The sequence below is a fragment of the Butyricimonas sp. BSD2780061689_150309_C8 genome, from assembly GCF_015560935.1.
Classification (GTDB): domain Bacteria; phylum Bacteroidota; class Bacteroidia; order Bacteroidales; family Marinifilaceae; genus Butyricimonas; species Butyricimonas paravirosa.
Map to the genome: position 1 here is coordinate 335,091 of NZ_JADMSV010000001.1, position 22,307 is coordinate 357,397.

The 22,307-nt window shown below is 46.0% G+C and carries 16 protein-coding genes; 3 read left to right on the top strand and 13 right to left on the bottom strand.

Features of this window, described 5'->3' with window-relative positions; genetic code table 11:
* Position 1 precedes the first annotated feature (1 nt).
* The 3 genes from I2I33_RS01275 to I2I33_RS01285 form a co-directional block, all read right to left on the bottom strand.
* Complete coding sequence (locus I2I33_RS01275; RefSeq protein ID WP_195666714.1) at positions 2–4,465, bottom strand: cobaltochelatase subunit CobN; 4,464 nt, start codon at positions 4,463–4,465, stop codon at positions 2–4.
* Positions 4,466–4,484: 19 nt separating this feature from the next.
* Positions 4,485–6,722, bottom strand: coding sequence for a TonB-dependent receptor (locus I2I33_RS01280; protein ID WP_087419143.1), 2,238 nt, complete (start codon positions 6,720–6,722; stop codon positions 4,485–4,487).
* Positions 6,723–6,796: 74 nt separating this feature from the next.
* Positions 6,797–7,834: an HmuY family protein gene (locus I2I33_RS01285; protein ID WP_087419144.1), complete on the bottom strand. Its 1,038-nt coding sequence runs from the start codon at positions 7,832–7,834 to the stop codon at positions 6,797–6,799.
* A 250-nt stretch (positions 7,835–8,084) separates the two neighbouring features.
* On the opposite strand from I2I33_RS01285, the gene leuS reads away from it, so the two are divergent.
* A complete protein-coding gene (gene leuS, locus I2I33_RS01290) occupies positions 8,085–10,856 on the top strand; it encodes a leucine--tRNA ligase (protein WP_087419145.1) in 2,772 nt (923 codons plus the stop codon).
* A gap of 39 nt (positions 10,857–10,895) precedes the next feature.
* Here the strand turns inward: leuS and I2I33_RS01295 are convergent, their stop codons facing one another.
* From I2I33_RS01295 to I2I33_RS01305, 3 genes are read right to left on the bottom strand one after another with little or no spacing between them, the layout of a single operon-like run.
* On the bottom strand, positions 10,896–12,050 hold the full coding sequence (locus tag I2I33_RS01295; RefSeq protein WP_087419146.1) for a hypothetical protein: 1,155 nt from the start codon (positions 12,048–12,050) through the stop codon (positions 10,896–10,898).
* Between the two features lie 2 nt (positions 12,051–12,052).
* On the bottom strand, positions 12,053–12,451 hold the full coding sequence (locus tag I2I33_RS01300; protein ID WP_087419147.1) for a YbaN family protein: 399 nt from the start codon (positions 12,449–12,451) through the stop codon (positions 12,053–12,055).
* A gap of 6 nt (positions 12,452–12,457) precedes the next feature.
* Entirely contained in the window at positions 12,458–13,420 is a 963-nt protein-coding gene (locus I2I33_RS01305; protein WP_087419758.1) for a tRNA-dihydrouridine synthase family protein, read from the bottom strand.
* Between the two features lie 138 nt (positions 13,421–13,558).
* On the opposite strand from I2I33_RS01305, the gene I2I33_RS01310 reads away from it, so the two are divergent.
* A complete protein-coding gene (locus I2I33_RS01310) occupies positions 13,559–13,765 on the top strand; it encodes a hypothetical protein (RefSeq protein WP_027200712.1) in 207 nt (68 codons plus the stop codon).
* 17 nt (positions 13,766–13,782) lie between these two features.
* On the top strand, positions 13,783–14,307 hold the full coding sequence (locus tag I2I33_RS01315; RefSeq protein WP_087419148.1) for a TlpA family protein disulfide reductase: 525 nt from the start codon (positions 13,783–13,785) through the stop codon (positions 14,305–14,307).
* Positions 14,308–14,317: 10 nt separating this feature from the next.
* Here the strand turns inward: I2I33_RS01315 and I2I33_RS01320 are convergent, their stop codons facing one another.
* From I2I33_RS01320 to I2I33_RS01350, 7 genes are all read right to left on the bottom strand, one after another.
* Positions 14,318–15,220, bottom strand: coding sequence for a DNA/RNA non-specific endonuclease (locus I2I33_RS01320; RefSeq protein WP_087419149.1), 903 nt, complete (start codon positions 15,218–15,220; stop codon positions 14,318–14,320).
* A gap of 3 nt (positions 15,221–15,223) precedes the next feature.
* On the bottom strand, positions 15,224–16,822 hold the full coding sequence (locus I2I33_RS01325; RefSeq protein WP_087419150.1) for a S41 family peptidase: 1,599 nt from the start codon (positions 16,820–16,822) through the stop codon (positions 15,224–15,226).
* Positions 16,823–16,833: 11 nt separating this feature from the next.
* The gene (locus I2I33_RS01330; protein ID WP_087419151.1) at positions 16,834–17,280 is read right to left on the bottom strand and encodes a dCMP deaminase family protein; all 447 of its coding nucleotides are present in this window, start codon (positions 17,278–17,280) and stop codon (positions 16,834–16,836) included.
* Between the two features lie 13 nt (positions 17,281–17,293).
* Positions 17,294–18,268, bottom strand: a complete 975-nt coding sequence (locus tag I2I33_RS01335) for a polyprenyl synthetase family protein (protein ID WP_087419152.1) — start codon at positions 18,266–18,268, stop codon at positions 17,294–17,296.
* Between the two features lie 541 nt (positions 18,269–18,809).
* Positions 18,810–19,916 (bottom strand): thioredoxin family protein, encoded by a 1,107-nt coding sequence (locus I2I33_RS01340; RefSeq protein WP_087419154.1) that lies wholly within the window; start codon positions 19,914–19,916, stop codon positions 18,810–18,812.
* A 30-nt stretch (positions 19,917–19,946) separates the two neighbouring features.
* Entirely contained in the window at positions 19,947–21,470 is a 1,524-nt protein-coding gene (locus I2I33_RS01345) for a PKD-like family lipoprotein (RefSeq protein ID WP_087419155.1), read from the bottom strand.
* An 18-nt stretch (positions 21,471–21,488) separates the two neighbouring features.
* Positions 21,489–22,301, bottom strand: a complete 813-nt coding sequence (locus I2I33_RS01350) for a DUF4843 domain-containing protein (protein ID WP_162613663.1) — start codon at positions 22,299–22,301, stop codon at positions 21,489–21,491.
* Between the last annotated feature and the right edge of the window lie 6 nt (positions 22,302–22,307).

Here is a 22,307-nt window from a genome sequence, read left to right on the forward strand (position 1 = left end):
GTTACATTCTGTTTCTACGTCTTTTACGCATCAAAACTGCCAGACCGCCCAAAATTACAATAACACCGACAACAATCCAAACGGTATTCACCTTATTCGTGTGTTTTTGTGTCTCGGAAGTAATTTCATCCTTCTTCATCACGACACCTTTAGACTGATCTGCCGCCACTTCCCGCACATTCTTTATGCTATTCTGATATTGCTTAGCAGCTTCGGGTGTCGCTTTAGACGCAATAAAATCACGTAATTTGGCATTATCGCATACAAACCCGGAACAAGCCGGCTTATATTTCTGAATCAAATCCGTATGTAAATTCGATAAATCGGCCAATTGCTGATCCGTCGCCTTCCACATTCCCTTACGTGCCGTCTCCATCATAACAGCCGTGATTTCCTGTAAGGCTGCCGGACTCTGTTTCTCAAAGAAATCCTGTACCCCCAAATTAAATTTATCCTTCACATACACATTGTAAATCTCGTCCCACATCTCGTTATCGATCACCGAAGGTTTCATCACGTTCCAACCGTATGTATTACGGACAATTTCAGCAAAACCGGCTGCAGAAGTCGCCTCTCCTTTCATTTTCTCCTTGATATAAGAAGGGTTGAAAATCGTGGTTCTCGACTCCACGCCGATAGCCTCTTTCACCTCCTGCATCTTATTGTTATTCCGGTTCCGATAATCACTGAGATAAGCATCCGGATCTTTCCCTGTCACGTTGCGAACCGTCAGGTTCAAGCCTCCCATAAACTCGTACACGTGATCCAAACTTAACGCTCCCCACGTGTTACTCTGCCGGGGTTGAACCACCACGTCCGTACGGGTCAAGGCCGCCTCGAAAGCAAACTGTTGGAATTTCTCCCAGTTCTTCTCGCTACCGTAATAAGCACCCATGTTATTCAAGTAGGTGGCTGCAATTTCCGACTCATTTTCCCAACGGTCTCCGGCATCAACCATCCCCTGTATTCCGGTTCCGTAACCACCATTCGTACCCCCGAAGACCCGGAAAGTTGAAATCTCACGGGCATCTTTCGGGGAAATACCTTTATCAATCAATGTCTTTTCCGCTTCCAGCACCCCGGCCGCCACTTGATTCTCATATTGGTCATTCTTGGCAGCAGCAGCCATCTCCACGGCCCGGTTCACCAAGAAAAGACGAGATGCAGCAATATCCCGTAATTGTCCGGAAGTCTGTACAACCACGTCAATACGCGGACGCCCCAAATCAGCCGACGGGATTAATTTCAAATCACTCACCCGCCCGAAAGCATCCCGCACGGGTTCCACTCCAAGCATATACAACACTTGGGCAATCGTGGCCCCACCCGTTTCAATAAACTCTCCGGACCAAAGCGTGTAACTGACCTTTTTCGGGAACTCCCCGTTATGTCGTTTCTGATACATCTCGATTGTACTCTTTGCCAACTGCATTCCTTTTTCCCAGGCTGATTCCGTCGGCGTTTCCTCTGCATTTATAGCAAAAAGATTCCGTCCCGTCGGCAAAGTATTCGGGTTCACGATAGGATCTCCCCCGGGAGAAGGAGCCGTGTAACCGCCATTCAAGGCGTTCATCAACGACTGCAACTCACAATCCGGACTTTCCTGTAATGCCCGCTTATAATTATTCACGTTTTTCAACGTCCGTTCCACTTCCATAATAGCCAGTGCCTTATTCACCTCTTCTTTGGAATATTCCTTGGCCTTCTTTCCCATCATCGCCTTCATCATGGCACTCATATCCGGGTTTCCACCCTTTGATTTTCCCATAGAGGCCTTCACCTTTTCGATAGCCTCCTTCGGCATACCCATTTTTTCGGCCATCGCCATCATATCGCCAGTCCCCTTGTTTCCCGGCATCTCTCCCATCTTCGCATCCGGGCCTTTTTCACCATTTTCCCTTCCCATAGCCGCTTTCATTTTTTCCAAAGCCTCTTCGGGCGCTCCCATCCTTTTTGCCATCTCCAAACGCTCTTCGGGAGTCTTCCCCTCACCCATCTGTTTCATCATATTCTTCATCATTCCGGACATAGGATGTCCTCCCTCTTCCTTCTTCACAGGCATAACTTCCGGTTGTTTCGCCGCGGCAGCCATCATCATCGCCATCATCCCCTTGGGAGCATTCCGGTCTTGATCGATTTCACGAGCCTGCGCCAACTCTTCTTTCGTGATACCCGCCACCCGACAAATGAAACCATCATCCACTTTCTCCTGACCATTCAACAGTCTCCCTACCAATCGCTTGGCCGGATCGAGATAACGCTCGGTAAAAATAGTTTTCCGTTTCAACACATCAGCATCCGCCTTACCTCTCAACCGATCTAACCCGAACAACCCGTAAGCTATCGGATCGGTTGCCATCGAGTAAACAGACGATTCAACGCGGGCAGCCTCGTATGGAACCCCCATCGTGTACAATTGTCCGGTAACCTTCTCCGCCGCCAACTCATCCGCGAAATTCTCGATCTTCAATATTTCCTCTTCCGTGTAGGGAACATTCAACACGCTATCCAACCCCAACTCCCGATGCATCCCCAAAGAAACAGCTAACTCCTTCACCGACAAGGCAGCCTTCTCCACTTCCTTCAGATCAGCCGTACCTTTCTCCGGGTAGGCTTTCTGATTATATATCTTTATTCTTTCCGTCAGATTCCGATAAATGCCCCTCACGTTACTCTCCATAAACGGGGGAGTCAAATAAGATTGCAACACGCCATACCCGCGACGTTTGGCAATCATCCCCTCACCCACGTCACCGATAGAATAGATGTAAAGATGAGGCACGCTGCCCACCAATCGATCGGGCCAATCCAAATCACACAACGCAGCTTGTTTTTTGGGTGTAAACTCCAAACTACCATGCGTTCCGAAATGAATCATGGCATCCGCCTTGAACCCGTACTGCATCCACAAATAAGCGGCCACGTAGGAATGAGGAGGTGCGACATCCGTCCCGTGTACAATCTGGAAAGCATTATCCCCACCTCCGGCTGCCGGCTGCGGCATAATGACCACGTTCCCGAACTGTATGCGGGATACCCCTAACTTACCATCGGCAGTACTCATGTATTCCCCGGGAAACTCCCCGAAAGCAGCTACCACCTCGGCATATTTTTCCGGCCGTAAAGCCTGTTTCACCCAACTCTCGTACTCCTCTTTTGAAATCAGTAGCGGGTGACTCTCTTTCAGAAAACGATCCATCACCCCGTTCGCGTAAGTACCGAACACGGCTCCTTCCGCCATGATCATCTTCTCCAATTCCTTGGAATTTGCCGGAAGATTCTCGACCCTATATCCCTCTTCCTTCATCTTTTTCAAAAGATTATACAACGAGGGGACCACTTCCATTCCGGCAGCACTCATGGCACTTTGTCCCGGACCTTTATAATAGTAAATAACAACTCGTTTCTCGCTATTCGGCTTTTCCTTCAAAGCCAACGTCTTCTGAATATTCTCCACGTATGTCTTCAACCGTGAAGGAACTGCAAAAGAATGACGCAATCCCTCTTTATCCTCGTACTGGGCAAAGAGTGCCGACGTCCGGATGGCCCCGTCAATTTCAGGGGTAACGATACTCTGTGACATAAATCCCCCGGACATCCCCATCGGATCTTGTTCCCATTCTTCTACCAGACTATTTACGGTCAACGGGGCAAACAACAGAATATTACGTTCCTCCAGATATTTCACAACTTCATCTCCCAGCCTGCCATGAGCCATATTGATAATAGCATCCGGGCTAATTTCACGCACAAAATCAAGCAGACGCCGTAAAGACAAAACCGGGTAAACATTATACCCCACTCGCTCCAATGTATCAATCAATCCCGTGGCATCTGCCATCTGCCCGGTCACCACAATCTTTTTCGCCCCCTCCTTATATAATTGCTTACTCTTCAAATACTTCTCGTACTCTTCCACGGAAATAAAATCAAGCTCGTCTCCCGGCTTATCCATATCGACATGATACAACACATCCGAAGACCTCTCGATCGGGGCTCCCGGTTCCTCCACGGAAATCAACTTCTTATCCATATTCTTCCGGATATAGTTCAGCATATTCTTGTAATTCCGTCTTCCACCGCTTCCCAGATAACCCCGCAAAGCGACTTGGTCAACAGAATCAATCGTGCATATATTATTCGCCGGATTCGTCGCCATTGTCGTGTACACGAGTACACCTTTATCTGCCGCTTTCTGTATCTGCTGCCGCTGTTCCTCCACGACACGCAGCCCCATGCCATTCACAAACACCATATCAAAACCGGACAACCGATCCAGTTCCTCCACGGGTACCTCCTGTAATTTAATAAATGAATTGTCATTCGCCTTCGCGATACCTCCCATCGTAATCGTCTGGAAATTCACGAAAGCAATCTTGGTGGTTCCGAACCAGACGTTGTACGCCCAGATCCCCAACAAGACGATAATTAAAAGACACCCCAACGCAAGCCACTTTTTTCTCATCAGTATTCTCTTTTATGGATTATAATTTTAATAAATCTGCTATATTCACCGACAACGTCCCGATAAAACCTATGCCCCTCTGCGGGGTCACCGATTGATCGGCTGTCACATTTTTATCCTTGAAATCAAACAGGTTATCAATACCTGCCGTGAAACGGAAACCTCTTGGGAAACGGGCACCGAGATTCAAGGAACAGAACGTCCGGCTCTCATATTCATTTTTCACGTAACCACCCACACTATTCTTGTACCATGTCTCCACCGAAGACATCCACCGCCCGTTCAAGGCTGCCGACAAAGCAACCTTCCCGAACGTTTTGGAATAATTTGCCGTAAAAGTCAAACTATGCGGACGATCACTCGCCATATTATACCCATCCACTTCGGAATGTACATCAATATAAGCGTAAGCACCTTTTAGGGTCAAACCATTTTTAAAACGGAACTGCGCCATCACGTCAACACCCGTTCTTGTTGCATCATCTGCATTATAATATTGCTGATCTTTCCCGTCCGAGGTCAAGCCCAAAGCGATCTCGTCAAAGAATCTCGTATAATAACCGGAGACGGAACCATTAAAAATTCCTTTCGTCACCTCGGCCGAAAACGTTCCCTGGTGACTGATCTCAGGCTCCAAATCTTCGTTACCGTATATCATGAAAAATCCCTGCCCGCCCATATCATATTCACTATACAATTCTTTCAAAGATGGTATGCGAAATCCCATCCCGTAGCCACCGCGCAGCGTCAAAACACCATATTTATACATCAACGAAATTTTCGGGCTGGCGTGGAAACCGTATTTTGAATGACAATCCGAACGAACTCCAGCCAACACGCTAAACGAATCACTCACCTTATAATCTTCCTGCAAATACAAAACATACGTCTGAGCATCAAATTTCTTCCCCGAACCGTTATCAAACCAATAATGTTGCAATTTCTGCGTATTCACTTCTATCCCAGCCGTCAAGGTATGTTTTTCATGGATATATCCGGTATAATTCAACCGGACGGTATTGGTTAAATCTCCAAAAACCTTTTTAGAAGGCAATGAAGTGGTATAAACGTAACGCTTTTCGTAATTCTCAAACACATACGAGAAATCCAGTATATGAGAATCATTAATAGCATAATAAACCCGAGGGTTTATACTGTAATTGGAAAAGCGATCCTGCTCTTTTTGCTCCACGTACTCCAACACGTCATTATTATAATACGTCCCATTCAATGAGATCCGAAAATTCTCGTTAAACGTGTAACTCAACTTCTGATTTGCTTGCCAAATCTCGAAGCCATTTACACTCGACATCCCTTTCTCCGAAGTATCCGCAACCACGGAATCTCTCCCGTATATATCCTTATAATACGAATACTCGATTTGCCCTTCTTTATCTTTTAAGGCATAAGCATCTCGCTTACGGTAGGAAAGAGATGTCAATGCAGAGAAACGTCCTTGTTTAGTCCCCAAAGACAGGGAATATTTACTCTCATCATTATTTCCATAACGCACAGAAACGTTCCCCGTGAAAGGACGATTCGCATCTTTCGTAATAATATTCACCACTCCCCCCATTGCCTGAGAACCGTAAAGAGTGGACATCGGTCCCTTGACAATCTCAATACGTTCCACATTATCCATATCAATCAAACTATAATCAATATTATTACTGGACCCCTCTCCGGCAACACGTTCTCCATCAATCATAAATAACACGTATCCTCCGGCAGATCCTTGGAATTTCAACTCCGGCAATCCGGAACCATGGGCCAGCCCGAACTGTAAACCCGGCATTTCATATTCCAGTAAACTTTGCAAATCCAATGGATTCACTTGTGCTATATCTTCCGATGAAATCACGCGGGTAAGCACCGGAACATCCTTCAACGGTTTCAGCGTACGGGTTCCCGTGATCACTACCTCATTCAACGCGTTATTACTCGGCTCCAACACGAAACGATATAAACTGTCAACCCCGGGGGTCACTTCCCGCTCTTGCGGTTCATATCCCGTGAAACTCACCCGTAACACACATTTATTCTTCGATGATAACTTAAAAGAAAACTCCCCTTTAGCATTTGTCCCGGCCCCGACCACCGTTCCTTTTACCCACACGGATGCTCCCGGTAATCCCTCGCCCTTCTCATCGGTAACAATTCCCTGCACTTTGAAAGAAGGAGCCTCATTGGTATGCTCATCAGCCATCAATGCTGACGACAAAAGAATAAAAAACAATATCAACAAATCACGCCTCATAAAATTCTTTTTTTACGGAAAAAACCGTAAGAGAAAGTTTGTTCCTCTTACGGTTGATAAATCATGAACAAAAATTATTTTAGAGGAAACTCGTAATCAAATGTAGCAGCCTCATTCTTACCCGTGGCATCAGACATATCCGTGAAACGCAATTTTGCATATTCGCCGCCGGCAGTCTTCACAACAAACACTTTGCCATTAATTTCATAAGAATACGGGGGCATTGATCCGGTAGGAGTTGCCGTTACCCATTTAGCCAGCACTTCGTTAACCTTCGTGGGTTGGTACCCAACAAAACCACTCATCATTCCCGACATATCCACCATAACTTCCCCATCCACATCTGAAGTGAAACTTTCTCCGGTAACACTGGCAGAAGTAACACTTTCCAAATCCGTGGTCTGCAACATAATAGCTGCCCCACCATTCGTTTTTATATCATACCGATGGAAAGCAATATCCCAATCGAAAGAAGTTTCATCACCATCCACTCCATAAGTCTTTCCGGTAGATTCCCCTGCAAAGGTTCCTCCCATATTCATCTGCATACCTCCATCTTCCATGGCCCTTACATTCATATACAAAGCAAGACTAAAGTCTGCATCTTTCGTCGTACCAATTGTTCCATTTATCGACATATAATAATCCGTCGTGGTTTCATCGTCCTTTTCCATCGTAACAACCGACTTCTCACTTGAGATATTCCATACATTACCCTCTTTCTTAGCAATGGCTTTTAAAGAAAAACTAGCACCCGTTGTTTCTGTTCCACTCATTCCACCAATTTCACAAGCCGGGAAGGAAATAACCACGGTATCTCCGACACCTTCATTAATCACCATCAACAAAGAATCGGTATTCTTTATAAGAGTACTAGAACTCAAATCTCCGTAATATACTCCCGTTACAGCCCCTTCCATACTCTTTACTTTCAACGTTTTCACCGTCTTCCCCTCTTTGAAACTAAAATATGACCAAGCATCATATGGATCACAATCTACAGTAACGGACTCTCCATTCCAAGAACCACCGTTATCATCATCATCCGTACAAGCCGCAAAACACGCACCGAACAACATGATAACCACAAGAAACCAATTCATCTTTTTCATTATATTTAAAAATTTAGTTTAACAACGATTTAGTGTCGCAAAAATAAAATAGCCCACTCCCTCCCACAATCCCTTAAAATGGGTAAAAAACACCCTTTACATACTTGATTATAGGGATAAGATCAAGACTTGTTTCTTTGGTTCTTACCGACAAAATTTAAAATTAGCATCGTACATTATTCTCCAACATTAATTTCGTGTGATTTTTATTACCTTTGCGACTCATTACGAGAACTAAAAAAGGATTAACATGGAATACAATTTCAAGGAAGTCGAAAAAAAGTGGCAAAGCTACTGGCAAGAAAACAAAACTTACCGGGTGGAAGTCGATCCTTCCAAGCCCAAATATTACGTGTTGGATATGTTTCCTTACCCATCCGGGGCAGGGTTACACGTGGGACACCCGCTAGGCTACATCGCTTCCGACATCTATTCCCGTTACAAACATCTGAAAGGATTCAATGTCCTGCATCCCATGGGATATGACGCGTATGGTCTGCCCGCAGAGCAATATGCCATCCAAACCGGACAACACCCAGCCATCACCACGGAGAAAAACATCCGTCGCTACCGGGAACAAATGGATAAAATCGGGTTCTCCTTCGACTGGGACCGTGAAATCCGGACCTGCGACCCGGAATACTACAAATGGACCCAATGGACTTTTATCCAGATGTTCAACAGTTTCTATTGCTACGACGAGCAAAAAGCCATGCCGATTACCGAACTGGTAAAAGCATTCGAGGCCGTCGGAACCCAAGGGTTAAACGTCGCTTGCGGTGAGGAGATGGACTTTACCGCCGAGGAATGGAAAAACAAGAGTACGAAAGAACAACAAGAAATATTACTGAACTACCGTCTTGCCTACTTGGCTGACACCATGGTAAACTGGTGTCCCCAACTGGGAACCGTGCTGGCAAATGACGAGGTAAAGGAAGGATTATCTCTTCGCGGAGGTTATCCCGTGGTACAAAAGAAGATGCGTCAATGGTCATTGCGGGTTTCCGCCTATGCCCAAAGATTACTTGACGGGCTTGACAACATTGATTGGTCCGACTCCTTGAAAGACATCCAACGTAACTGGATCGGTCGTTCACAAGGAGCAGACGTGAGGTTCGACGTGAAAGACTCCGATCTGAAATTAGAGATTTTCACCACCCGTCCCGACACCATCTTCGGGGTTAGTTTCATGGTTTTAGCTCCCGAGTCAGACTATGTGAAACCGTTAACAACTCCCGAACAGGCTGATGCCGTTGCCGAATATTTGGATTACGTGTCCAAACGCACGGAACGGGAACGCCAGACCGAGGTGAAAAAGGTTACGGGAGTCTTCACCGGATCTTATGCCATCAACCCGTTCACCAACGAGGCTATACCCATCTGGATCAGTGAATACGTTCTTTCCGGCTACGGAACCGGAGCCATCATGGCTGTACCGGGACACGATAGCCGTGACTACGCCTTCGCCAAACACTTCAACCTGCCCATCGTACCCGTTGTCGATGACGGGGAAGGACACGATATGTCGGAAGGCTCCTACGATGCAAAAGCAGGTAAAATGATCAATAGCGGCATTATCAACGGCATGGAAGTCAAAGAGGCCATCGCCTACATTGCCGGAGAAGTAGAAAAACGAGGCATCGGTAAAAGCAAAATCAACTACCGCCTGCGTGATGCCATCTTCAGCCGCCAACGTTACTGGGGAGAACCGTTCCCCGTGTACTACAAGGACGACCTTCCTTACATGCTGGACGAATCCAAACTTCCGCTAGAACTACCGGAAGTCGATAAATACCTGCCTACCGAGAGCGGGGAACCACCCCTCGGACGGGCTAAAAACTGGAAAACAGAAGACGGTTATCCATTAGAATTAAACACGATGCCCGGTTTCGCCGGTTCATCCGCTTATTTCTTACGCTACATGGACCCACACAACAATAAGGCATTAGTTGATCACGAAATATGCAACTATTGGAAAAACGTTGATCTTTACCTCGGTGGTTCTGAACACGCCACGGGTCACTTGATCTACGCCCGTTTCTGGAATATGTTCCTGTATGACCTCGGTGTGGCTTGCGAGGAAGAACCCTTCAAGAAACTGATCAACCAGGGAATGATCCAAGGACGTTCAAACTTCGTGTACAGAATACAAGGCACGAACACCTTCGTTTCCGTCGGGTTGAAAGATCAATATAAAACCACGGAAATCCACGTGGATGTAAACATCGTCAAGAACGACGTGCTGGATCAAGATGCTTTCCGGGCTTGGATGCCGGAGTACGCCAATGCCGAGTTTATCTTGGAGAACGGAAAATACATCTGTGGATGGGCCATTGAAAAGATGTCAAAATCCATGTTCAACGTGGTAAATCCCGACACGATCATCGAAGAATACGGGGCCGACACGTTACGCCTGTACGAGATGTTCCTCGGACCGCTGGAATTCAGCAAACCTTGGGACACGCAAGGGATCGACGGGGTGTACAAATTCTTACGCAAATTCTGGCGCCTGTTCCAAGTCGGCGAAGACTTCAGCGTAAGCGACGAGATACCTTCCAGAGAAGAGTTAAAAGTGCTGCACAAAACCATCAAGAAAGTGGAATACGACATCGAGAACTTCTCGTTCAACACGTCCATTCCGGCATTCATGATTTGCACGAACGAATTGACCGCCTTGAAATGTAACAAACGAGCTATCCTAGAACCTCTCGTGATCGCTCTCGCTCCTTTTGCCCCACACATGGCAGAAGAACTATGGAGCTTGTTGGGACACACCCAAAGTATCACGAAAGAGTCATTCCCCCAATGGGAAGAAAAATTCCTAGTGGAGGACGCTTTTGAATACCCGGTATCTTTCAACGGCAAAGTTCGTTTCAAATTATCCATGCCTTTGACGGCAACTAACGCTGATATTGAGGCCGCAGTCAAAGCTGCACCAGAATCAACGAAATGGCTAGAAGGAAAAGAGATCAAAAAGATGATCATTGTCCCGAAGAAAATCGTGAACATCGTTATCGGATAAATCAAAGTAAAAAAGAGGAGAAATCTCCTCTTTTTTACTCTAATTATTTTTCACTTTCTGCATCCACGTATCAAACTCATCATCCGACAATTGACGTTTTAACGTCACATCCGGTCGTATTGCACCATGAACTGGCGTCGTAAACCCTTTCCCCCACGAACGACTCATTAAAGGATGACTGTCCACAAGTATCACGATCCGATCGTCCAAACGAGGAATTTCGTAAATATTCCCCTCACCCCATACCCGGTTTTCCGGATTCACCTGCTGCTTACCATCAGCGCCCGTCATCAGAATAGAGTAAGTCCCATCCGGTTGATAGGCTTTATAAGTATAGTACTCCATACAGGCAGAGTCCTGTCCTTCTTCCCTTTCATCTTCCCCCACAAGGTTATGTGCCCGCTGATCCCGTACCGGATCATATTTATAATCCAGCACGCCTAATTTCTCCAACCATCCCCGGTGATACATCTCAATTTGAAACAATGTAAAAAATAAGAAATTACTATCCAGTTGACGAACCGTCACCTCTAATCCAACTCCTTGTTCCGGGGAAAGAATAATAATATCCTCTTCCTCCACCAATTCCAACACGGAAGAAACAAACCCGTAAGCCCCCACGTATTGGGCCAGGAAACCACATAAATCCTCTATATTCTCAACCTGTCGCAAAGATTCCCGCAACGAACGTTCCCGACATATCCGGGACATCACGCACATGATCAGATAATAGCTACCTACAAACGTTTTATACCCTTCGCAATCCAAGGCATACAAAGCCCTCTGATCTGCTTTTTCCAACGCTTCCGGTTCCAACTCGTCCAAGCCGACCTCCAGCATCCCTGCCGCCTTTTTCAGATACGCCACGCAACGCCAAGACCGCTCTATAAAATAATTTACAATCTCCACTGACGAAGGGCAAGGGACACCCCCTTCCGTGATTGATCCCACGCAAAGAGCAGCCACGCAGGCTTTGAAAACATCCATTTCCGGTAAACGCCTTATAACTTCCCCTACAACAGTTTCCGCAACCTCCGGATTTTTACAACAAAAATCAATCAACGCGGAAAACTCCCTATGCTGGAAAATTTCCCCACTTGTCGTTATTTCATCAAAAGCAACTTCCGGCCTCATCACGAAAGCCATAAAATCCCTTACTATCGGATATTGATACGGTTCCATTATCTTTTCCATTATTATATATTATTATCTCTTGAATCTTCTCTCTCTCTTTTAGCATTAGGAACGATAAACAACACGCTACACGTCCCGATCACCCCTAAACCCAAAAGCAGCAAACGCACATGCCAGTTCTCGAAAACCACGAAAGCCGAAATAGAAATCATCGTCCACATACACGCTATCGACACCGCTTTTGTCTTCCACCCGACACCTTTACGTTCCTGAAAACGCCTTAGGTAAGGTCCCAACCATTTCGAACGGTGTAAAGCATCATGTAATCGTTTCGAACTATTATAGAACAACCACGAACTCAACAACAAAAAGGGTGTAGTCGGTAACCCGGGAACAAAAATGCCTATAATCCCCAAAACCACGGAAATACAACCGATGATGATATATATCGTTCTCTTCATTCGCACTTACTCTTCCTCTTCACCCGGCATAAAAGCCTTTACCACCGCCTCGTTATACTGCGTCAACTTATTGCTCTTGTGAATTTTTTTCAAAATCTTCCGGTCTGTCGAAGGCATGAAATACTCCCAGAACGTTTTCATCTTCATCAACAACTGATGATCCCCCTGCAATCGTTCGGCATACCCCGCGAGTAATTCGGCATGAAACGCCTTGAACCTCCTTAATCGTTCCTCCCCGGCAAGCTCCTTATCTTCCACGTACTCTTGTGCCAAGGCCGGGTTCGCCAACAAACCTCTCCCGATCATCACTCCCTCCAAACGAGGAAAACGCTCCGTCACGGCTTGAATATCCTCCAAGGTCAAAATGTCCCCGTTATAATACAACGGATGTTCACACCCCTTGTAGAACGCCTCGAAAGCCTCCTTATCCGTCTCTCCCTTGTATTCCTGCACCCCCACCCGGGCATGAAGAAATATAGCTACCAACGGGGCCGCGTTCAACAAGGGTAATAATTTCAAACATTCCCCCGGATCTTCCCACCCTAACCGCATTTTCACGGAACATTGTATCTCCGGAAAATCCTTCACCACCTCCAGCAAGGCCTCCACCCTCTCCGGGTGAGGTAACAATCCGGCTCCCTTTCCCCGTCGGGAAATCATCGTGAACGGACATCCCATGTTAATATCCACCTGCTTGTATCCCCGTCCTTCCAACATCTGCAAGCAAACATCCAACTCCGCAGGCTCTCCACCCAACACTTGGGGAACCAGTAACTCCACGCTATTTAACTCCGGATCACAATCCTTCATATCCCTTGAACGAAACGAATCCTCTTTCTCCACCCGGATAAACGGCGTGTAATAAGCATCCACTCCCCCGAAATACTTCGTATGCAGATTTCGGAACGTCCAATCGGTAAGCCCCTGTACCGGGGCAAAATGTATCTTATACTTTTTCTGTTTTTCCATATTCAATTATAAAATCACCTCGATTGCAACAAATATACCGTATTTCTTCCCGTATACGAAAAGAAAAGAAACAAATTTCCCCTTTTTTCTCGTACAACTATCTGAAATAATCATTAACTATGCCTCAAAATTCGTGATATGAAATTTTTACTCTGCCCCAAATGCGGAATACGCCGCTTTTACGTGAAAGACGAGAAGGGAAATAACTGTCTCGTACAAGTCACGACCGACTACGTTGTTGTCCCCGTTCACGAGGGAGATTCCCTAGAAGGATTCGACACGGAAACCCTTTATTGTCTCGGATGCTCGTGGAGCGGCAGTCCTAAAAGCTTGAAACGTTATTAATACAAATACATCATCCTATGAAACATCTGACATTTATACTATTACTGGTCATGACCTGTTCGCTGGCAAAGGCCCAGCAAGACGACAGGGGGTATATCGTGAAAGTAGGCGAGAAAGCCCCGAACATCGAGTTATTGTTTCCCGACGGAACCAAGAAACAACTAAAAGACCTGAAAGGAAAAGTCATCATGCTACAATTCACCGCCAGCTGGTGCGGTGTATGCCGCAAGGAAATGCCTTTTATCGAAAAAGACATCTGGCTGAAATACAAGAACAACCCAGAGTTTGCACTCTTCGGTATCGACTTCAAAGAGAACAAAGAAACCACCGAAAAGTTCGCCAAGGACATCAAGATCACCTATCCCCTACTCCTTGACCCGGAAGGTAAAGCATTCTACACCTACGCCGCTCAGGGAGCCGGAGTCACCCGTAACATCATCATCGACAAAAAAGGCAACATCGCCTTCCTCACCCGTCTCTACGACCCGAAAGAATTCGAGGAAATGGTAAAAGTCATTGATAAACTTTTAAAAGAGAAATAAGCCGTTTGGCTTATTTCTTTTTCTTTACCGGTTTGCGTGCCGGTTTCTTTTTCTTCTTCTTGCCTCCACGGTGTTTTATCAAGAAATGTACAACGAGGAAGATCACAATCACAGCAATAACCGCTATCACCTGTTGATTTCTTGTCGGACGATACGCACCTCCCGATGCCTGTCCCCCATCCCGTGACACGTGCGAAAGCGTGTCCGCCTCCAACACCCGCTCCAAATCATCGGGTAATTGAGAAAAGAAATCAATCCCCGTCATCTTCTCCACCTTATCTACGGGAACGGCAAAACTATTCAAGGGACGCTTGCTCTCTTCGTTAGGCAACACGTAAGCGATCATTTGCTGCTTGGAAGGCGAATAAAACAATTTATAGTAATACCCCGGAACCGTCACTTTCCCCTTGCCAATCGCACCTTTATTACTCTTGAAAATCGGGCCTGTCACCACGTAAAGTTTCTCCTTCCGGGCCCGGTTACGCACGTGTTCCTCCAGCTCTTTCCAGATTCCCCGGTTAAACATCGGCACTTGGGGAGACATATTCGACATGTAGAACGTCTCGCTCATCGCCTTCGCATTAAACGACATATCCGCCGCGGGACACAAATGCCCCCGGTCGTAACCGCTCCGCTTGTAATCGTCAGGCGTGGCACTCCAACGGCTGATCTTCGGGTCCACCCGGAAATCATTCTTCCGGCTCGCTTTCCCTGTCAAGTTCGCGGAACCTAACTCGTAATACACCCAGTTCGCCTGTTTATGCTCCTTGTTGAATCCCAAGCAATAATACTTGTAATCCACCCGTATCCCGTCATCATACACCGGAATATAGCGCCCGTCGGCAAAACTACCTAAGGCAAGAAACAGAAACAGGAGGCCAAAAATCAGCCTCCCGTGTAATATACTCTTCATCAATTATTGTTTAATCGCTTCCTGCAACGTGTTATCAATCTGACCAAGAATCGGGTAGAATCCCTCATCATCTATCGTGTGACGAGCAATATACGCTTCGATCCGAGTACGCAAAACCTGGTAGGACTCCTTGATTCCCTTCTCGTCCCGTTTCAAACCGCGACGGGCAGCATAATTCGCCATCTCGTTTACCAAGTCAAATGATTTCAGATAATTCTGAATCTGCTTGTAATCCTTCAGATTCACCATTTCCGGACGATGCCGGTCCATGAAATCAAACGTGTACTCGTACAAGAACTGGGTTCTCGTCACGTCACTCAAATAACGGGAAACCCCGGTCGTATCCGCTGGCACGAAGACATCCGGCATGATACCGCCACCACCATACACGGTACGCCCGTCCACGGTCTGGTATTTCAGATTCTCGTCAAAAACAATACTGTCTTTTTGTGAGAACTCCCCGTGAACCAAACGATTATAAAGATCATTATAATACTTCTCTTTCCCCTCGTTATACGGTTTCTGGATAGAACGTCCCGAAGGCGTGTAATAACGGGCCACCGTCAAACGCAAGGCCGAACCGTCGGGCAACATACGCTGCTCCTGAACCAATCCTTTACCAAACGAACGACGCCCGATAATCAACCCGCGGTCATTATCCTGTATCGCCCCGGCAAAAATCTCGCTAGCTGACGCGCTAAACTCGCTAATCAACACATCCACGCGCAAATCCTTGAATTGCCCTTTGCCGTTAGACTTGTAATCCGTACGAGGTTGCGCCTGTCCCTGCGTGTAAAGAATCAAACGGTCGGCATCCAAAAACTCGTTAATCATCTGTATCGCGATCGGCAACACGCCGCCTTCATTCTCCCGCAAATCAATGATGATTTTCCTCATCCCCTCTGCCTTCAACTTCACCAACGCTTGCATGAACTCGGCATACGTGTGCATGCCGAAAGTATTCGTTTTCAAATAACCCGTCGTGTCATTCAGCATATACGCCACGTCCACGCTCTTCACCGGGATACTTCCGCGAACCACCTCTTTCTTGATCAACTTCGGCTCTCCCCTTCTAGCGATAGTCAACTCTACTTTCGTTCCCAATTCCCCCCTCATCAACTCTTGAATCTTATCCTGACCCATCTTTACCCCGGCAACCAAAGAATCGTTCACCCGTACAATCCGGTCCCCGTCCTTTATCCCGGCTTTCTCCGAGGGTCCACCCGGAACCACCTTCACGACGGTCACCGTGTCCAAATACTTGTAAAACTGGATTCCGACGCCCCCGAAATTTCCCACGATCCCCTCGTTCGCGCGTTGCATATCCTTCGCGGGAATATATACCGTGTGCGGGTCCAGATCCTTCAACAGGACCGGGATCGTGTTCTCCACGATCTGCCTCGTGTCCACGGTATCCACGTACGAATTCTGTATCATACTGATAATCAAATCCAGCTTACTCCCCGTCACGGGCAAAAACATTTCCGAGGACGCTGACACCTGCGTACGGTCCGGCAGAAACCGGTTTAACATCATCCCGAACACGATGGCCAGCGCCAGCACGATCGGGGTCAACAAAGCCCTCAAATTACTCTTATTCATTATCTTCCTATTTAATCTTTATTTTCCTGATTCTCGTTCAACTCGATAAACGCCACGTCAATCCCGGCTTTCTGCAACAACTCGATCCCATCGACACTCCGGTAATTCTCGGAATACACCACCCGCCGGATCCCGGCTTGTATGATCAACTTGGCACACTCGATACAGGGTGAAGCCGTCACGTACAACGTCGCCCCCAAACTGCTGTTATTCGACTTCGCCACCTTCGTGATTGCGTTCGCCTCGGCGTGCAACACGTAAGGTTTCGTCTTGTTATTCTCGTCCTCGCAAATATTCTCGAACCCGGAAGGCGTCCCGTTATACCCGTCGGATATAATAGCATCCCCCCGCACAATCAACGCACCAACCTGCCGACGTTCGCAATACGAATTTTCCGCCCATATCCGGGCCATTCTCAAATAACGTTCATCCAGTAACTGTTGCTTCGATTTACTCATTTATCCTTTCATTTTATTTTTTCCGATCCCCGATCGCATCCAGCGTCTCGTAAAAATCGATCTTTCTTTCTTCCGGCACATCAATCTTATCCAGAATATCCCGGCTCATTTTCAGATATTTATCAATCGCCGCAAAAACGATCTCTTTAATTCCCAAACGATCGTATATCCGGGTCACCGCCTTGATCTTCTCCTCGTGGTCAAACTCTTTCCGCTCAATCCATCCCCACAACTCTTCCTTCGTCTCCGGATCAGCCAGTTCCAACGCCTTGATCAGCATATAAGTCTTTTTGTTGGCCACAATATCACCTCCGATATTCTTCCCGAATTCTGCCACATCGCCATACACGTCCAAGTAATCATCCTGCAACTGGAATGCCAGCCCTAAGTATCCCCCGAATTCATACAAAGCGTTATACTCATGCTCCGGGGCATCAGCCAGCAAGGCTCCATGCCGCAAACTTCCGGCAAGTAACACCGAAGTCTTCAGATAAATCATCTTAATATATTCTTCCTCCGAAACATCATTCCGGGTCTCGAACAACATATCGTACTGCTGTCCCCGACACACGTCCATTGCTACCTGGTTAAAAAAATCTATCGCCCGACGCAGATACTTGTCCTCGCAATGCTCGATACACTGGTAAGCCGTGATCGCTGCCGCATCACCACTCAAGATTGCCACGTTGCTATTCCACTTTTTATGAACAGTCGGCCGACCTCTCCGCAACTCCGCGTCATCCATGACATCATCATGCAAAAGCGTGTAATTGTGGAATATTTCGATCCCGATAGCAGATTTCAACACCTTCTCAATATCTTCCCGGTAAAGATTGTAAGCCATCAACGTTAAAAGAGGCCGCAAGCGTTTCCCCCCGTCTTCCAAAATATACAGAATCGGTTCGAACAGGGAATACGGCTCCTGTATATACTCTTTCTTATCTAACTCTTCTTTTATAATCGCTCTAAGTTCATCTATGGTATACATATCCGTCACATTTTCAAATTAGTTCGGCTAAAGTATAAAAAAAGCGCCAACAACCCATCATCAATACAAAGAAATATCTTTTTCCCAAACAGCCCCCTTTTTTCTCCCACCGCAAAAAATAAAACGATTTTCGAACCTCCGGCCAAGCACGGGGAAACATTCCTAATTTCAAACTATTGATTCTTAATGCCGTAACAGTCTGGATGAGTTCCTGCATAACACTCTTAATTGATAAACAATAGCTGAATAGTTCCGGATGACTTTCGTGTAAAGCGCTATTAGAACGCTATTAAATCCCTATTAAAACGCTATATATAATAGCGTTCTATTAATATTTTAATTGCTTATTAAAATAACTTTATCCGTGAGTGATCATGACTTGATCACAAAATAAAGATAAAATATCGGATAACAAAGAGATGACAACGAGCTTTCCTCTTACAGACCTCCCTTAGTCATAAAAATATCCCGGTCTCTATTTCAGAGAACCGGGACACTCAACGATTCGATTTCGAAAGCCTCTTTTAAATATTCTCGGCCATTAATGACCTTTACCTTCCAATTGCATCAATTGTTGGGCTACAAACATAATCATGGTCGCATCCATATCCAGGAATGAATGACGTATAAATTTTGCCGCACGTTTTTTCACCGTCTCGTTCGCATTGGCGAACACGTTGGCGAAGCTATACATAAGGGAAGACTTGTAATCATCATTCAACTGATCATACTCTTTCTCGCATAACGTCATGAAAGCGTCCATATCCCCCGCACCGTAAGATTCAATAAAGCGGAATGCCGTCGTGTAATAATCATCTTTATTTAATCCCAAATCCATAACTCCTTTTTTCACAATGTCATATTGCTGTTGATTAAAAGGAACCCGGGCCGTCAGATAATTTAAAACATCCATTTTGTACAGTTCTTTTATTCGATCAGAAATATCATTCTTGATCGCAGGAGCGAATTTATCCCGGTTCGCAATCATATATCGTGCGATTGCATCTGCGGGACTCTCCGTGTAAGACGTGTAGATGAACAAATTTTCTTCTGCCAACCTTTCCTTGTCCTTCAAACCGTCAAAATAATCCTGCACCATCTTGAAAGCCTCATCCTTCTTGGTCATATCCGGTTGACGGTTTTTGTAAACTTCCTCCATTTTCAGACCCGCATAAGCAGAAATCAGGTCGGCCGTACGTTCTCCACTTTCATAACGTTGTTTCATACGTTCGGGTGTCTTGTCGGGATCTATCAGGCGGTCAATACTACCGATAAAACCACTCCCACTCCCCGAACCTCCGACTTTAGTCATCAAGATTTCCTCGGCAGGATTAATAGCAACAAACGTAGGGTATGCTTTTACTTGATAACGTTTTGCCAATTCAGGACCTTCACCCTTTTCCGCATCAATTTTTATACACACAAATTTAGAATTCAAATAATTACCGACTTCTTTCAATGGGAAAATATTTTTCATCATCATCTTACAAGGTCCACACCATGAAGTATAAAAATCAATAAACACGAGTTTTTTTTCAGCTTTAGCAGCCGCAAGAGCCTCCTTGTAAGTAATATCACGAAAATTCGTCTGAGCCACTAATGAAAGGGCAAACAAGGAAACGGACAAGAATAGAATTATTTTTTTCATCGTATTAAATTTTTAGTAAAGTATCATTTATCAATAAGGGAAACACGGGCCATACCCGTAGAACGGTCCCAGCATGGCGATCTGATCCACGACTAGCTGGCAAACATAACGGACACTTTTCAATTTCCCTTCCCCGGAGAATTGATCGATAGGCTCACCATACGGCTGTCCCCCGCGGATATTGTACAAGTACACGGTATAGGTATTTTCTTTCTGCGTCCCAATCACGATATTGTCAAAGTTCAAGGAGGTGTCCCCAAATGGACCCATATTCCAATACAGGTTAAAAATATAGGAAATCGTTTCTCCTGCCGGAAGACCCGTGACGGGGATCTCGATTTCCGTTTCCGCGTCAAAATTATAGGCATACAGTTTATTGTTGTGTACGCTGTAAATAAATGTCCCGGTTAATCCGTTCCCGGCAATAATATCTCCTTGTGCCAAATGCAGGGTCGAGTTCAACGGACGAATTTCCACGATCGCACCACCGGAGAGCAAGTACAGGTAGCGGATGCCGGAAACCTTATCCTGACACAGGAAGTAGATGGTTTCGACTCTTCCCACGTAGTTTAGGCCGCTCGATAGGCATTCTAGGTTATCTTGATTGATCTCCGTGTTGTACTCGACTTCAGACGCTGCAATACAATTGTAATCCACGGTCATAACACGATGTTTCGTGTTATTCCAGTACACGTGTCCCCCGAATCCCCCATTTACAATCTGAACGTGTTTACTTCCCCCGTTATCCAACGGGAAACCCATTTTTCCGCTATTTTCACTGGTTGAAGAAGAGCGGATTCCTTTATTCGAGAAATAGAATATACTGGCAAGACTACGAATCATGCAATAGGGTTCCTCATCCGCTTCCATTTCCTCGAAAAGTAGATTCGAATTATCAAATGCTTTCAGCATATCCACGGTACGAAGGCAAATAAGTTTATCCGATTCCGTGGTGATACAGACGGTATTGGCGTTCACCATTTTGTTCTCCTCGGTATCGATAAAGGCTTGGCTATAACCCACGGAGAGGTTACGAGGAGAACCGGGCAACGCTTCCCCTTGGGTCATGGCTAAAAGATCGGGGACCAGCCCGTTCTGCGTGTACACGTCCAGCTCCGTGTTCCCGTCTGCCGTCTCTTTCAAGATGTAGAATCCCTGCGAAAAAGTGGTAGAAACGGCAAGTTTCATCTCTGCCGTCGCAGCATAACCATTCTCGGTTGCCGTGGCTTCAAAGACTATCGTGTAACTTCCCGCCGGTAGATTTACCTCGTACGACAGATTCTTGACCGAATCTATTTTATTCGTCCGGAAGCCTTTATCTTGATCTTCCTTGTAAATGTACCACGCGTAGGTTAATTGATCGTCCGGATAAGTCGTTTCTATTTCCGGTTCACGAATTAATTTATTCCCGCTATAAGAAATAATCGACGCATCTTCCAAAGTTCCGATCGTGATGTCCCCGATTTTCTTGGTACCCAAGCTACTATCATCATCATAACAGGAAATCAGCCCGAACAGCGTAAACAACACGGATAATATGATATATTTTTTCATACTTTCTTGCTTTTAAAATTAACTCCAACTTTTAGGCTCAAAACTAACCGGCGTTCCATCTTCTTCCTTGTAGGGTTCCTCTCCGGCCTCTTCCCGTTTCGCATTCTCTTCTTCCAATTTCCGGGCAAACCAACCGGCCAAGTAGTTGACATAGGCGTTATCCCCGTCCATTAATTCCTTGATGTACGCATCATCCCACTTTTCCCCGCTCCACTCGATCATCAAGCGATGTTTTTCCGACCCGTAAAGACCAAACACATAGTCACAATAGGATTCCTCCCATACGGATGGTTTGGTTAATTTCGAAGAAATGGATAACGTGCGGGTCGTTAACCCGTCATATCCCGGTTTGAAATAACCGTTATCCTTGAAAGTGAACTGCAGGGTAACATCCCCGTTGCTCAAAGAAGGGTCTCTTTTGACAACAACCGGAATTTTAGTTCCCGTTTTACGGGCAGGGATCATGTATTTCGCCTTCAGTTCTTCGTTGGTAAAAGCGACATAATGCACGTCAGCCTTCGCATCATTCCCCCCTGTCTGAATTTGCTCCAGTTCTAACGGTCGGTCCTCATCCGACACGAAACCCATGGTTGATACTTCAAACCAAACCGTGTCAACTTCAACCTCTTCCCCGACATACACGAACGAATACGATGCGTATCGCATCTCGTCGGTAACTTCTTCTGTCCCTAGCACGGAACCATCAAAACTACTGTAGTACACGAAATTCAACCAACAGTCCGGGGTTTCGTACACCGGCAAATCTTTCTCACAAGAACTCATTCCCAAAAGGAATATGCACCCGATCAGTATATTTATTAACTGTTTCATAACCAT

Excerpts from the sequence above, each read along its gene's own strand:
- I2I33_RS01275 (WP_195666714.1), bottom strand. The coding sequence starts at position 4,465 with ATGAGAAAAAAGTGGCTTGCGTTGGGGTGTCTTTTAATTATCGTCTTG.
- I2I33_RS01280 (WP_087419143.1), bottom strand. The coding sequence starts at position 6,722 with ATGAGGCGTGATTTGTTGATATTGTTTTTTATTCTTTTGTCGTCAGCA.
- I2I33_RS01285 (WP_087419144.1), bottom strand. The coding sequence starts at position 7,834 with ATGAAAAAGATGAATTGGTTTCTTGTGGTTATCATGTTGTTCGGTGCG.
- leuS (WP_087419145.1), top strand. The coding sequence starts at position 8,085 with ATGGAATACAATTTCAAGGAAGTCGAAAAAAAGTGGCAAAGCTACTGG.
- I2I33_RS01295 (WP_087419146.1), bottom strand. The coding sequence starts at position 12,050 with ATGGAAAAGATAATGGAACCGTATCAATATCCGATAGTAAGGGATTTT.
- I2I33_RS01300 (WP_087419147.1), bottom strand. The coding sequence starts at position 12,451 with ATGAAGAGAACGATATATATCATCATCGGTTGTATTTCCGTGGTTTTG.
- I2I33_RS01305 (WP_087419758.1), bottom strand. The coding sequence starts at position 13,420 with ATGGAAAAACAGAAAAAGTATAAGATACATTTTGCCCCGGTACAGGGG.
- I2I33_RS01310 (WP_027200712.1), top strand. The coding sequence starts at position 13,559 with ATGAAATTTTTACTCTGCCCCAAATGCGGAATACGCCGCTTTTACGTG.
- I2I33_RS01315 (WP_087419148.1), top strand. The coding sequence starts at position 13,783 with ATGAAACATCTGACATTTATACTATTACTGGTCATGACCTGTTCGCTG.
- I2I33_RS01320 (WP_087419149.1), bottom strand. The coding sequence starts at position 15,220 with ATGAAGAGTATATTACACGGGAGGCTGATTTTTGGCCTCCTGTTTCTG.
- I2I33_RS01325 (WP_087419150.1), bottom strand. The coding sequence starts at position 16,822 with ATGAATAAGAGTAATTTGAGGGCTTTGTTGACCCCGATCGTGCTGGCG.
- I2I33_RS01330 (WP_087419151.1), bottom strand. The coding sequence starts at position 17,280 with ATGAGTAAATCGAAGCAACAGTTACTGGATGAACGTTATTTGAGAATG.
- I2I33_RS01335 (WP_087419152.1), bottom strand. The coding sequence starts at position 18,268 with ATGTATACCATAGATGAACTTAGAGCGATTATAAAAGAAGAGTTAGAT.
- I2I33_RS01340 (WP_087419154.1), bottom strand. The coding sequence starts at position 19,916 with ATGAAAAAAATAATTCTATTCTTGTCCGTTTCCTTGTTTGCCCTTTCA.
- I2I33_RS01345 (WP_087419155.1), bottom strand. The coding sequence starts at position 21,470 with ATGAAAAAATATATCATATTATCCGTGTTGTTTACGCTGTTCGGGCTG.
- I2I33_RS01350 (WP_162613663.1), bottom strand. The coding sequence starts at position 22,301 with ATGAAACAGTTAATAAATATACTGATCGGGTGCATATTCCTTTTGGGA.